Source organism: Roseomonas sp. BN140053, assembly GCF_047690175.1.
GTDB lineage: Bacteria > Pseudomonadota > Alphaproteobacteria > Acetobacterales > Acetobacteraceae > Roseomonas.
This window is the reverse complement of sequence record NZ_JBLLEB010000002.1, coordinates 273118-286089: the sequence shown is the minus strand read 5'-3', so window position 1 is coordinate 286089 and position 12972 is coordinate 273118. Positions and strand designations below refer to the sequence as shown.

Here is a 12972-nt window from a genome sequence, read left to right as displayed (position 1 = left end):
CGCAAAGCTTGCCGCGGCCCGACCCCGAGATGGCGGCGCGGGTCGCGGCCTCCGGCGTGGAGGAGGGGCTGGTGGCCCGCTCAGCGCGGGTCCTGGCCGGTGGGGATCAGCCGCACCCGCTTGCCCTGCACGCCCAGGGCGAGCCGGCCGGAGCGCAGCGCCAGCGCATCCTCCCCGAAGACCCGGCGCCGCCAGCCCGTCAGCACCGACAACCCGTCGCTCTCGCCGGCCGCGAGGCGGTCCAGCTCCTCGCCATTGGCCAGCAGCTTGGCGGCGACGCCGTGCTCCTCCGCCTTGGCGGCCAGCAGCACCTTGAGCAGCGCCACCAGGGCCGGGGAAGGGTTGGGGCCGGAGCGTTCCCGGGGCAGCTCGGGCAGGGCGTCGTCCGGCAGTTCGCGCGCCTCGGCCAGGGCGGCGATCAGCCCGGCCCCGGATTTGCCGCGCGCGAAGCCTTCCGACACGCCGCGCGCCCGGGCCAGGGCGGCGGCGTCCTGCGGCATGGTGGCCGCGATCTCCAGCAGGCTCTCGTCGCGCACCAGGCGCTGGCGGGGCACATTGACCCGCTGCGCCTCGCGTTCCCGCCAGGCGGCGGCGGCGCGCAGGGCGGCCAGGAAGCGGCGGTTGTTGGTGCGCGGGCGGAGCCGTTCCCACACGGTGTCCGGGTCGGTGCGATAGGTCGCGGGGGTGGTGAGCGCCCCCATCTCCTCGGCCACCCAGTCCAGCCGGTTCTCGCTTTCCAGCCGTTCCTTCAGGGCGAGATAGACCCGCCGCAGATGGGTCACGTCGGCGGCGGCATAGGCGATCTGGGCGGGGGAGAGCGGCCGCGCGGCCCAGTCGCTGAAGCGGTGCGCCTTGTCGATGCTGGCCCCCGCCAGCCCGCGCACGAGGCTGTCATAGGAGGCCTGGTCGCCGAACCCCGCCACCATGGCCGCGACCTGGGTGTCGAACATGGGCCGCGGCGTGTCGCCGAAGCGCAGCAGGAAGATCTCCACGTCCTGCCGGGCGGCGTGGAACACCTTGAGCACGGACGGGTCGGCCAGCAACTCGCCCAGGGGCGCGAGGTCGAGCTCGGGGGCCAGGGCGTCCACCACGGCCACGTCCCGCTCGCTGCCGAGCTGCACCACGCAGAGTTCGGGCCAGTAGGTCCGCTCGCGCATGAACTCCGTGTCCACGGTCACGAAGGGTTCCTCGCGCAGCCGGGCGCAGAGGGCGGCCAGGGACGCACTGTCGGTGATCAGCACCGGATCGGGATCGGAGACCGGGGAGCGGCGGTTCATCCGGCGCTTCTAGAGCAGATCGCCGCGGGCCGGAAACCGTGGCACCCTGCGTCCGGTGCCCCCTTCCGGGTTCCCGGGTATCGCGCCGCATGGCTGGGGCGCGGCATCCCGGCCGGTGATGAGGCGTTGCCACAGGCGACCCCGCCCCGTGCCACCCCGGTACGGCGGTACCGGCCCGGCCCGCTCCCGGGCGCGGCCCAGGGACTGATCCAAGGAGATCACGCATGGAACAGCGCAGCCTCGGCCGGTCCGGCATCGCCATCCCGCCCCTGGTGTTCGGCGGCAATGTTTTCGGCTGGACGGCCGACGAGGCGACCTCCTTCCGCCTGCTCGACGCGCTGGTGGAAGCGGGGTTCAACGCCATCGACACGGCGGACGTGTATTCCCACTGGGTGCCGGGGCATCAGGGCGGCGAGTCCGAAACGGTGATCGGCCGCTGGCTCCAGCGCCGGGGCCGCCGCGACGACGTGCTGATCCTGACCAAGGTCGGCATGCGCATGGGTTCGGGCGAGCAGGGCCTATCGCCCGACTGGATCCGGCGGGAGGTGGAAGCCTCCCTGCGACGCCTGCAGACGGATACCATCGACCTCTACCAGGCCCATCGCGACGACGAGAGCACGCCGCTGGAAGACACGCTGGGCGCCTTCGCCGAGTTGATCCGGCAGGGCAAGGTCCGCGCCATCGGGGCCTCCAACTACAGCGCGGCCCGGCTGCGGGAAGCGCTGGACACCAGCGCCCGGCTCGGCCTGCCGCGCTACGAGAGCCTGCAGCCGCTCTACAATCTGATGGAGCGGCCGGGCTTCGAGGCCGAGCTGGGCCCGCTCTGCCGGGAGGAGGAGGTGGGGGTGATCCCTTATTCCTCCCTGGCCTCGGGCTTCCTGACGGGCAAGTACCGGAGCGAGGCCGACCGCACCAAGAGCCCGCGCGGCGAGCGCACCACCCGGTACCTGGACGCGCGCGGCCGACGCGTGCTGGCCGCCCTGGACGAGGCTGCGGCGCGGCTCGGCGCCACGCCGGCCCAGGTGGCGATTGCCTGGCTGGTGGCCCGGCCCGGGGTCACCGCTCCCATCGCCAGCGCCACCAGCACGCAGCAGCTGGAAGACCTGTTGAAGGGAGCGCAGCTCTCGCTGGACCGGGAGGCGATCGAGGCGCTGGACCAGGCGAGCGCCTGAGAGAAGGGGCTGCTCGCCTCGCTGCCCACCCCGGTCGTGCCCGCCTCGGCCACGGCGGCGGAGTGGGGGCGGCGGCCTGCCCTGCTCGGGCTTGACAGGGCGGGGCAGGGTCCCCCTTCTCCCCACCTTTCCGAACACCGCAGGGTTTTTTCATGCACGCCTACCGCACCCACAACTGCGGCGCACTGCGCGCCACCGATGCCGGGATCACCGCCCGGCTGTCCGGCTGGGTGCACCGCAAGCGCGACCATGGCGGGCTGCTCTTTCTCGACCTGCGGGACCATTACGGGCTGACCCAGTGCGTCATTCCCCAGGGCTCCGAAGTCTTCGCCGCGGCCGATGCGGTGCGGCCGGAAAGCGTGATCACGGTGACCGGCGAGGTGGTGGCGCGTGAGGCGGGGACGGTGAACCCCCGCCTGCCCACGGGCGAGATCGAGCTGCGGGTGCGCGAGCTGGTGGTGCAGTCCGCCGCCGATGTCCTGCCCTTCCAGGTGGCGACCGACGACGACGCGCCGGAGGAGATGCGGCTGCGCTACCGCTTCCTCGACCTCCGGCGGGAGCGCCTGCAGCGGAACATGATCCTGCGCGCGAAAGTCATCCACGACATCCGCGAGCGGATGATCGCCGCCGGCTTCAATGAGTTCCAGACGCCGATCCTGACCAGCAGCTCCCCCGAGGGTGCGCGCGACTTCCTGGTGCCGGCCCGCCTGCACCCCGGTAAGTTCTACGCGCTGCCGCAGGCGCCGCAGCAGTTCAAGCAGCTCACGATGGTGGCGGGCTTCGACCGCTACTTCCAGATCGCCCCCTGCTTCCGCGACGAGGCCGGCCGCGCCGACCGCACGCTGATGTTCTACCAGCTCGACGTGGAGATGAGCTTCGTCACCCAAGAGGACGTGTTCCAGACGATGGAGCCCGTCGTGCGCGGCACCTTTGAGGCCTTCGCGGCCGGCCGCGGCATGGATGAGGGTCCCTGGCGGCGCATTCCCTACGCCCAGGCGATGCTGGATTACGGCTCGGACAAGCCGGACCTGCGGAACCCGCTCATCATCCGCGATGTCACCGCCCAGTTCGCCGGTTCCGGCTTCGGGCTGTTCGCCAAGATCGCGGCCTCGGGCGGTGTCGTGCGCGCCATTCCCGCGCCGGGCGCCGGCGGCAAGCCGCGCGGCTTCTTCGACAAGCTGAACGAGTGGGCGCGCGCCAAGGGTGCCGGCGGCCTCGGCTACATCGCCTTCGATGCCGATGGCGCGAAGGGCCCGATCGCCAAGAACCTGGAGCCCGAGCGGGTGGAGGCCATCCGCGCCGCCTGCGGCATCGGCCCCGGGGATGCCGTGTTCTTCGCCGCCGGCAAGGTGGAGGAGGCCGCAAAGTTCGCGGGCACCGTCCGCACCCGCATCGGCCAGGAGCTGGAACTGCTCGAGAAGGACGTGTTCCGCTTCTGCTGGATCGTCGACTTCCCGATGTTCGAGCTGAACGAGGAAACGGGGAAGGTGGACTTCAGCCACAACCCCTTCTCCATGCCCCAGGGCGAGATGGAAGCGCTGGAGAAGCAGGACCCGCTGACCATCCCGGCCTTTCAGTACGACATCGTCTGCAACGGCTACGAGATGGCCTCCGGCGCGATCCGCAACCACAAGGCCGAGATCATGGTGAAGGCCTTCGGCATGGCGGGCTATCCGGAGAGCGCGGTGGAGGAGCGGTTCGGCGGCATGCTGAACGCCTTCCGCTACGGCGCCCCGCCGCACGGCGGCATGGCGGCCGGCATCGACCGCATCGTGATGCTGTTGGCCGAGGAGCCGAACCTCCGCGAGGTCAACATGTATCCCATGAACCAGCAGGGCGAGGACCTGATGATGGGCGCCCCCAGCACGGTCGAGCCCGGCCGCTGGAAGGAACTCCACATCAAGCCCGATCTGCCGCCCGCCAAGGGTGCCGGAACCAAGGCGAGTGCCTAGATGAAGCCCCGGAACCCGAAGGACGGATCGATGCGCCTGCGCCATGTTTCCATGCTCGGTCTCGCGCTGCTGGCCGCCCCGGCCGCGGCGCAGGCCCCGCAGCCCGCCGTGCCTCCCGCTCCGGTGCCGCCGGTCGCGGCTTCCGTGCCCAACCAGATCCCCGGCGCGGCGGCCATGGCCTCGCACCGTGCCGCCTATCGCCTGACGCTGGACCGGGCGCGGGACAACAGCGACGTCGCCCAGGCGCAGGGCGCCATGATGTTCGAGGTGCTGGACGCCTGCGAGGGCTGGACCACCCGGCAGCGGCTGACCCTGCAGATCACCGACCGTGACGGGCAGCAGGCCGAGACGGTCTCGGACTACAACACCTTCGAGAGCAAGGATGGCCGCCGCCTGCGCTTCTCCATGACGCAGAGTTCCGGCGGCGCGGTCAGCCAGCGCATCCTGGGCGAGGCCACGCGCGAGGCGGACGGTTCCGGCACGGTGCGCTACGAGCAGCCGCAGGCGCGCGAGGAGCGGCTGCCGCCGGGGACGCTGTTCCCGATGATGCACACCATTCAGGCCATCGAGACGGCCCGCGCCGGTCGCCGCCTGCTGCTCGCCCCGCTGATGGACGGCACCAGCGAGGAAGGGGCGCAGGACAGCACCACCGTGATCACCGGCTGGGAGGCAAATCCGCCGGCGCAGCCGCGCTTCCCGCTGCTGAACCAGCCCAGCGGCCAGATGCGCATCGCCTTCTTCGGCAAGAAGGAGAATGGCGGCGGGGCGGGCACGCCCGACTACGAGATCGGGCTGCGCTACTACGCCAACGGCGTGGCCGACGACATGAAGATGGACTTCGGCGAGTTCACGCTGAACGGCCGGCTCGACACGCTGGAAGCCATTCCCGGCGGTTGCTGAGTGGAGCAGGGAAGGCCGGGGGAGTGAACTCCCCCGGTCCCCCTCCTTCTTTCATGAGTAAAAGAGCACGGGCGGCCACGGGCACGCCCTCAAACTCCCGAAAATAGAAGGGGGCCGGGGGGATACTTCCCCCCGGCTTGCTGCCCGCTACGCCGTGGCCCCGACCTGCCGCGGCGCTTTCCGGTGCCGCCAGCGGTCCAGCACCAGGTAGATCACCGGCGTGGTGTAGAGCGTCAGCAACTGCGAGGCGATCAGCCCGCCGATGATGGCGATGCCGAGGGGCTGTCGCATCTCCGCCCCCACGCCGTGACCGACGGCCAGCGGCACGGCGCCGAGCAGCGCGGCCAGGGTGGTCATCAGGATCGGCCGGAAGCGGTCGCGGCAGGCGGCCAGGATGGAAGCCTCGCTGCCCAAGTTCTCCGTGCGCTCGTGTTCCAGGGCGAAGTCCACCAGCATGATGGCGTTCTTCTTCACGATGCCCATCAGCAGGATCACCGCGATCAGCGAGATCACGCCGAACTCCGTGCCCGTCGCCAGCAGCGCCAGCAGCGCGCCCAGCCCGGCCGTGGGCAGGGTGGACAGGATGGTCAGCGGGTGCAGGAAGCTCTCGTAGAGCACGCCCAGCACGATATAGATCGTCACCAGCGCCGCCACGATCAGCAGCGGCTGCGAGCGCGAGAAGTCCCGGAAAGCCGCCGCGTTGCCGCCGTACTGGGAGCGGATGGAGCCGGGCAGCAGCACCTCGCGCTCGGCCTGCTGCACCAGCGCCTGTGCTTGGCTGAGCGACACGCCCTCGGCGAGGTTGAAGGTGATGGTGGCCGCCGGGTACTGGCCCTGGTGGGTCACCCGCAGCGGCGCGACCTCGCGTCCTACCCGGGCCACGGCGCCCAGGGGCACCGGTAGGTTGTCACGGCCCGGCACGAAGATGCGGTCGAACTGCGTGGCGTCCTGCTGCAGCGCCGGGTCGATCTCCAGGATCACCCGGTACTGGTTGCGGGTGGCGTAGACCGTGGAGACCTGGCGCTGCGAGAAGGCGTTGTTGAAGGCGTTGCTGATGGCGGTGATGGAAACGCCCAGCCGGGCGGCCGCATCGCGGTCGATCACCAGCCGCTGCACCAGCCCGGAGCGCTCCTGGTCGGAGGACACGTCGTTCAGCCCGGGCACGGTGCGCAGCTTCTCGACCATGGTGTTGGTCCATTGCCGCAGCTCGTCCAGGTCGGTGCCGAGCAGCACGTACTGGGTGCTGGCATTGCCGGGACGGCCGCCGATGAACAGGTCCTGCTGCGCGCGTAGATAGGCCGCAGCGCCGGGGATGTGGTTCAGCGGCTCGCGCAACCGGTCGATCACCTGCGCCGCGCTGACGTCGCGCTGGTCGCGCGGCTTCAGCGCGATGAAGAGCTGGCCGGAGTTCGTGGCGCCGGCGAAGCCGCTGCCGACGGAAGCGCCGACGCTGGCCACCGCCGGGTCGGCGGTGATGATGCGCGTCACCTGCTGTTGCAGGCCCATCATGGTCTCGAAGGAGGTGTCCGGCGCGGCCTGGGTGCTGCCGGCCAGCAGGCCCGTATCCTGTTCCGGGAAGAAGCCCTTGGGCACGATGACGTAGAGCCAGACGGTCAGCCCCACCAGGCCGAGGGTGAGCAGCAGCATGGAGCGCCGGAAGCGCAGCGCCACGCGCAGAGAGCGCAGGTAGCCGCGGATCAGCGCGTCCATCCCGGCCTCGAAGCCGCGGGCGAGGCGGCCCGGCGGCTTCGGCTCCGCGTGGGAGCCGAGCCGCGCAGCCACCATGGGCGTCAGCGTGAGGGAGATCACCGCCGACAGCACCACGGCCACGGTCAGCGTCGCCGAGAATTCCCGGAACAGCCGCCCCACCAGCCCGCCCATGGCCAGCAGCGGGATGAACACCGCCACCAGCGACACGGTGATGGAGACGATGGTGAAGCCGATCTCGCGCGCGCCTTGCAGGGCGGCCTCGATCGGCGGCACGCCGCGTTCGCGCAATCGGGCCATGTTCTCGATCATCACGATGGCATCGTCCACCACGAAGCCCACCGAGATGGTCAGCGCCATCAGCGAGAAGTTGTTCAGCGAGTAGCCCAGCCACCACATCGCCACCAGGGTGCCCAGCAGCGACAGGGGTACGGCCACGCTGGCCGCCAGGATCGGTGCGAGGCGGCGCAGGAAGATGGCCACCACCATGATCACCAGGGCGATGGTGATCAGCAGCGTCCATTCCACCTCCTCGACGCTGGCGTGGATGGTGCCGGAACGGTCCGTCATGACGTCCAGGTGGACGCCCCCGGGCAGCAGCGCCCGCATCTGCGGCAGCATTGCCTGAATGGAGCTGACCACCTCCAGCACGTTGGCGTCGGCCTGCTTGTAGACCTGCATCAGGATGGCGGGCCGGTCGTTGAACCAGGCGGCCTGGCGACGGTTGCGGCTGCCATCGGTCACCCGGGCGATGCTGGAAAGGCGGACGATGCCCTCCTCCGTCGCCTTCACGATCACGGAGCCGAATTGCGCCGCCCCGCTGAGGCGGGCGTTCATGCTGATGCTGGCGCTCTGCTCGGGCCCATCGATCGCGCCCAGGGGCTGGGTGACGTTGGCGCGGCTCAGGGCGGTGCGCACGTCCTCCAGGGAGATCCCAGCGGCGGCGATGGCGGCCGGATCCACCGCGACCCGCACCGCCGGCTGGTCGGCGCCGCCCACCTGCACCTGCGCCACGCCCGTGGCCTGCGACAGGCGCTGCGCCACGATGCTATCGGCCACGTCGTAGAGCGCCACCTGCTGCAAGGTGTCGGAGGTCATGGCCAGGATCAGCACCGGCGCGTCGGCCGGGTTGATCTTGCGGATCGAGGGCGGGTTGGGCAGGCCGGAGGGCAGGTCCTGCCGCGCGGCGTTCACGGCGGCCTGGATATCGCGCGCCGCGCTGGACTGCGTGCGCGACAGGTCGAACTGGATGATGACGTTGGCGCTGCCGGTGGAGGAGAAGGAGGTCATCTCCGTGATCCCCGGCACCTCGCCGATATGGCGTTCCAGCGGCGCCGTCACCGTGGCCGCCATGGTTTCGGGGTTGGCGCCGGGCTGGCTGACGCTGACCACGATGGTGGGGATGTCCAGCCGCGGCACCGCCGAGACCGGCAGCCGGTCCCAGGCCAGGAAGCCCGCCAGCATCAGCCCGATGGCCAGCAGCGTGGTGGCCACGGGGCGCTGCACGAAGGGGCCGGAGATGGAGAACATGGCGCGCCCTACTCGGCCGGGGCCGGGGCTGGGGCCGCGGGTTCCCGCCAGCGTCCCACCAGGGCGCGCAGCCGTTCCAGCGCGATATAGATGGCGGGGGTGGTGAAGAGGGTGATGACCTGGCTCAGCAGCAACCCGCCCACGATGCTGACGCCCAGGGGGAGGCGCAACTCGGACCCCGTGCCGCTTTCCAGCACCAGCGGCAGGGCGCCCAGCAGGGCGGCGGCGGTGGTCATCATGATCGGGCGGAAGCGCAGCGACGCGGCCTCGACGACCGCCTCGCGCGGGGCCAGGCCGCGATCGCGCTGCGCTTCCAGGGCGAAGTCGATCATCATGATGGCGTTCTTCTTGACGATGCCCATCAGCAGGATGATGCCGATCAACCCCACGATCGACAGGTCCAGCCCCCAGAGGCGCAGCGCCAGCAGCGCGCCGATGCCGGCGGAGGGCAGGGTGGACAGGATGGTGATGGGGTGGATGAAGCTCTCGTAGAGCACGCCCAGCACGATGTAGATCACCACCACCGCGGCCAGGATCAGCCAGGGCTGCCCGGCGAGCGAGGTGTTGAACTCCGCCGCGTCGCCGCCGAAGCGGCGGGTCACCGTGTCGGGCACGCCGATCTCCGCCTCGGCCGCGTGGATGGCGTCCACCGCCTCGCCCAGGGACACGCCGGCACCGAGGTTGAAGGACAGGGTGACGGAGGCGAACTGGTTTTCCCGCGTCACGATCAGCGGGCCGCGGGTGCGGGTGAAGCTGGCGATCTCGGCCAGCGGAACCTGCACGGCGGTGCCGGTGACGCGCAGCTGGCCGATGGCGTTGGGGTCCTCGCGCAGCCGGTCGCTGGCTTCCAGCACCACGCGGTACTGGTTGCTCTGCCCGTAGATGGTGGAGATCTGCCGCTGGCCGTAGGCGTTGTAGAGCGCGTCCGCCACCGCCTGCATGGTCACCCCCAGGCGCGAGGCGCGGTCGCGGTCCACCCGCACGGCGATGCGCAGCCCGTCCTCGCGCTGGTCGCTGGCCACGTCGCGCAGGCCGGGGATGCCGCGCATCCGCTCCTGCACCCGCGGCGCCCATTCCGCCAGTTCGGCAGCGTCGGGGGAGGTCAGGATGTACTGGTACTGGGTGGTGCTCAGCCGCGCGCCGATCTGGATGTCCTGCACCGCCTGGGGAAAGGCCGCACCACCCGAGACCGCGTCCAGGCGGGACTGCAGCCGGTTCATCACCGCCTGCACCCCGTCCCGCTCGTCGCGCGGGCGCAGCACGGCGGTGATGCGGCCGGTGTTCTGCGCCGGGTTGACCGTGCCGGCACCGGCCACGGCGGCCACGGTGGCCACGGCGGGGTCGGCGCGCACCGCCTCGGCCATGCGCTGCACCAGGTCGGCGGCGCGGGCGAAGGACACGTCCTGCGGTGCCTCGGTGGTGATCTGGATCAGGCCGGTGTCCTGCTGCGGCAGGAAGCCCTTGGGCATCACGACGTAGAGCCAGGCGGTCAGCGCCACCGTCAGCGTCGCCAGGATCAGCGTCACCGCTTCGTGCCGCAGGCTCCAGACCAGGGCGCGGTCGTAGCCGCGGCGCATCCGCTCGAAGCCGTTCTCCGTCCAGCGGGCGAGGCGCGCCGGGCGGTCCTGCCCGGCGGGGCGCAGCACCAGGGCGCACATCATCGGCGTCAGGGTGAGGGAGATCACCATGGACACCAGCACGGCGGCGGTCAGCGTTTCGGCAAATTCGCGGAACAGGCGGCCCACCACGCCTTCCATGAACAGCAGCGGGATGAACACCGCGATCAGCGACACGGAGAGCGAGACGATGGTGAAGGCGATCTGCCGCGAGCCTTCGTAGGCGGCGGCGAGGGGCTTGGTGCCTTCCTCGATCAGCCGGACGATGTTCTCGATCATCACGATGGCGTCGTCCACCACGAAGCCGGTGGCCACGATCAGCGCCATCAGCGACAGGTTGTCCAGCGAGTAGCCCATCACGGCCATGATGCCGAAGGTGCCGACGATGCTCAGCGGCAGGGACACGGCCGGCACCAGCGTGGCACGGCCGCTGCCGAGAAACAGGTAGATCACGCCCACCACCAGAGCGATGGCCAGCACCAGGGTGAACTGCACCTCGTGCACGGAGGCGCGGATGGTCTCGGTGCGGTCGGCCACCACGGTCAGCCGGGCGCCGGCGGGGATGGCGGCGGTCAGCTCCGGCAGCAGGAACTGGATGCGGTCCACCGTTTCCACGATGTTGGCGCCGGGCTGCCGCTGCACGTCGATCAGCACGGCCGGGCGGCCGTTGAACCAGGCGCCGTTGCGCTCGTTCTCCAGCGCTTCCGTCGCCTCACCCACGTCGCGCAGCCGGACGGGGGCGTTGTTCTGCCAGGCGATGATGATGTCGGCGAAGGCGGCCGGGCTCTCGATCTGGTCGTTGGCCAGGATGGTGGCGGCCTGGCGCGGCCCGTCCAGCGTGCCCTTGGGCGAGTTCTGGTTGGCGGCGGTGACGGCGGTGCGCACCGCCTCCATGCCGATGCCGTAGGCGGCGAGCCGCGCGGGGTCGACGCGCAGCCGCACGGCCGGGCGCATGTTGCCCTGCACGGACACCCGGCCGACGCCCGCGGCCTGGGCCAGCTTCTGCGCCAGCAGCGTGTCGGCGGTGTCGCTGAGGCGCGAGATCGGCAGCGTGTCCGAGGTCAGCGCCAGCGTCATGATCGGCGGGTCGGCCGGGTTCACCTTGTTGTAGGTGGGCGGGTAGGGGAGCGTGGAGGGCAGGGTGCCGCGGGCGCCGTCCAGCGCCGCCTGCACGTCCTGCGACGCCTCGTCCATGCTCTTGTCCAGGCGGAACTGCAGGGTGATGCGCGACACCCCCGGCCCGGAGGTGGAACTCATCGCGGTCAGCCCGGAGATCTGGGCGAATTGCCGCTCCAGCGGCGCGGTGATCAGCAGTGCCGCCGTGTCGGGCGAGGCGCCGGGCAGCTGGGTCACCACCTCGATGGTGGGGAAATCCACCTCCGGCAGCGCGGAGACCGGCAGGCGCAGGTAGCCGAAGATCCCCGCCAGCAGCACCGCCACCGAGAGCAGCGTGGTGGCGATGGGCCGGCTGATGAAGGGGGCGGCGATGTTCACCGCGCCGCCTCCGCCGCCTGCCGCGGCCGGCGCTGGCGGCCCGGGATGTCCGTGCCCGGGGCGGGGCCGGTGGGGGCAGGCGGCGGCTCGGCCACCGCCACCAGCGTGCCGGGGTTCAGCCGCAGCCCGCCGGAGGTCACAACGCGCTCACCCTCGCGCAACCCGTCGCGCAGCACCGCCTCGGTCTGGGTGACGGGGCCGAGGGCCACGGCGCGCTGGGCCACCTTGTTGTCGTCGCCCACCACGAAGACGTAGGCGCCGTTGGGGCCCTGCTGCACCGCCACCACGGGCACCACCGTGGCGTCGGGCACCACCTCGATGCGCAGGCGCAGGTTCACGAAGGCGCCGGGCCAGAGGTGCTGGTCGTCGTTGGGAAACACCGCCTTGGCCTTCACCGTGCCGGTGGCGGCGTCCACCTGGTTGTCCACCGTCAGCAGCGTGCCGCGCGCCACCGGCTCGGCGGTGCTGTTGGGGTTGCTGCCCACGGCCACGCCGGTGGCGCCGGCGGCGCCGGGCACGGTTTCCACCGGCACGGATCCTGCGGCCATGGCGCGCATCAGCCGCGGCAGCTCCTGCTGCGGCAGGGTGAAGGTGATGGCGATCGGCCGCAGCTGCGTGACGGTGACGAGGCCGTTGGTGTCCGAGGAGCGCACGAGGTTGCCGGGGTCCACCTGCCGCAGCCCCACCCGCCCGTCGATCGGCGAGCGGATCACCGTGTAGTCCAGCTGGGTCCGGGCGCTGTCGATCGCCGCCTGGTCCTGCGCCACCTGCGCCTCGAACATCGCGACCTGGGCGCGCTGGGTGTCGACCTGCTGCCGGGTGATGCCGCTGGCCGCCAGCAGCCCCTGGTAGCGCTGGAGGTCCACGCGGCCGTTGTTCAGCTGCGCCTGGTCGTAGGCCTTCTTGGCTTCCGCCTGGGCCAGGGCGGCGGCGTAGGTGCGGCTGTCGATGCGCGCCAGCACGTCGCCGACCTTGACGTCCTGGCCTTCGCGAAAGGCGATCTCGGTCAGCACGCCCTCGACCTGCGGGCGCACGGTGATGCTGTTCAGCGGCTGCACCGTGCCCAGCGCGTCCAGCATCAGCGGCACGTCCTTGCGGGTGGCGGCTGCCGCCGTTACTGGCACCGCGACGGGTCCGCCCCCAGGCGCGCCGGCGGGCGGGCCGCCCCGGCGTCCGGCGCCGCGGCCCCGTCCGCCGCTCTCCGCCGTGGTGGTCGGCGCGGCGTAGTAGTGCTGCCAGGCCCAGTAGCCCCCCGCGCCCACGGCGCCGAGCACCAGGACCCCGAGGGTGAAACGGAGGAAGCGGCGGGAGCGGGCCATCGGGG

Annotated in this window: 7 protein-coding genes; 3 read left to right on the top strand and 4 right to left on the bottom strand. The window is 71.4% G+C overall.

Annotated elements, in window-relative coordinates; translation table 11 throughout:
- Positions 1-80: 80 nt before the first annotated feature.
- A complete protein-coding gene (gene rnd / locus ACLIBK_RS03435; RefSeq protein ID WP_415385820.1) occupies positions 81-1277 on the bottom strand; it encodes a ribonuclease D in 1197 nt (398 codons plus the stop codon).
- A 224-nt stretch (positions 1278-1501) separates the two neighbouring features.
- Between rnd and ACLIBK_RS03430 the strand changes: the two genes are divergently transcribed.
- The 3 genes from ACLIBK_RS03430 (at position 1502) to ACLIBK_RS03420 (ending at position 5301) form a co-directional block, all read left to right on the top strand.
- The gene (locus tag ACLIBK_RS03430; RefSeq protein WP_415385819.1) at positions 1502-2449 is read left to right on the top strand and encodes an aldo/keto reductase; all 948 of its coding nucleotides are present in this window, start codon (positions 1502-1504) and stop codon (positions 2447-2449) included.
- Between the two features lie 152 nt (positions 2450-2601).
- The gene (gene aspS, locus ACLIBK_RS03425; protein WP_415385818.1) at positions 2602-4401 is read left to right on the top strand and encodes an aspartate--tRNA ligase; all 1800 of its coding nucleotides are present in this window, start codon (positions 2602-2604) and stop codon (positions 4399-4401) included.
- A gap of 30 nt (positions 4402-4431) precedes the next feature.
- Positions 4432-5301 (top strand): cell envelope integrity EipB family protein, encoded by an 870-nt coding sequence (locus ACLIBK_RS03420; protein ID WP_415385817.1) that lies wholly within the window; start codon positions 4432-4434, stop codon positions 5299-5301.
- Between the two features lie 147 nt (positions 5302-5448).
- Here the strand turns inward: ACLIBK_RS03420 and ACLIBK_RS03415 are convergent, their stop codons facing one another.
- The 3 genes from ACLIBK_RS03415 to ACLIBK_RS03405 are packed head-to-tail and all read right to left on the bottom strand — an operon-like array spanning position 5449 to position 12967.
- Positions 5449-8538 (bottom strand): efflux RND transporter permease subunit, encoded by a 3090-nt coding sequence (locus tag ACLIBK_RS03415; protein WP_415385816.1) that lies wholly within the window; start codon positions 8536-8538, stop codon positions 5449-5451.
- An 8-nt stretch (positions 8539-8546) separates the two neighbouring features.
- Positions 8547-11648 carry an efflux RND transporter permease subunit gene (locus ACLIBK_RS03410; RefSeq protein WP_415385815.1) on the bottom strand — a complete coding sequence of 1034 codons (3102 nt, stop codon included), beginning with the start codon at positions 11646-11648 and terminating at the stop codon, positions 8547-8549.
- Complete coding sequence (locus ACLIBK_RS03405) at positions 11645-12967, bottom strand: efflux RND transporter periplasmic adaptor subunit (protein ID WP_415385814.1); 1323 nt, start codon at positions 12965-12967, stop codon at positions 11645-11647. The genes ACLIBK_RS03410 and ACLIBK_RS03405 overlap by 4 nt, the downstream gene beginning before the upstream one ends.
- Between the last annotated feature and the right edge of the window lie 5 nt (positions 12968-12972).

Excerpts from the sequence above, each read along its gene's own strand:
- rnd (WP_415385820.1), bottom strand. The coding sequence starts at position 1,277 with ATGAACCGCCGCTCCCCGGTCTCCGATCCCGATCCGGTGCTGATCACC.
- ACLIBK_RS03430 (WP_415385819.1), top strand. The coding sequence starts at position 1,502 with ATGGAACAGCGCAGCCTCGGCCGGTCCGGCATCGCCATCCCGCCCCTG.
- aspS (WP_415385818.1), top strand. The coding sequence starts at position 2,602 with ATGCACGCCTACCGCACCCACAACTGCGGCGCACTGCGCGCCACCGAT.
- ACLIBK_RS03420 (WP_415385817.1), top strand. The coding sequence starts at position 4,432 with ATGCGCCTGCGCCATGTTTCCATGCTCGGTCTCGCGCTGCTGGCCGCC.
- ACLIBK_RS03415 (WP_415385816.1), bottom strand. The coding sequence starts at position 8,538 with ATGTTCTCCATCTCCGGCCCCTTCGTGCAGCGCCCCGTGGCCACCACG.
- ACLIBK_RS03405 (WP_415385814.1), bottom strand. The coding sequence starts at position 12,967 with ATGGCCCGCTCCCGCCGCTTCCTCCGTTTCACCCTCGGGGTCCTGGTG.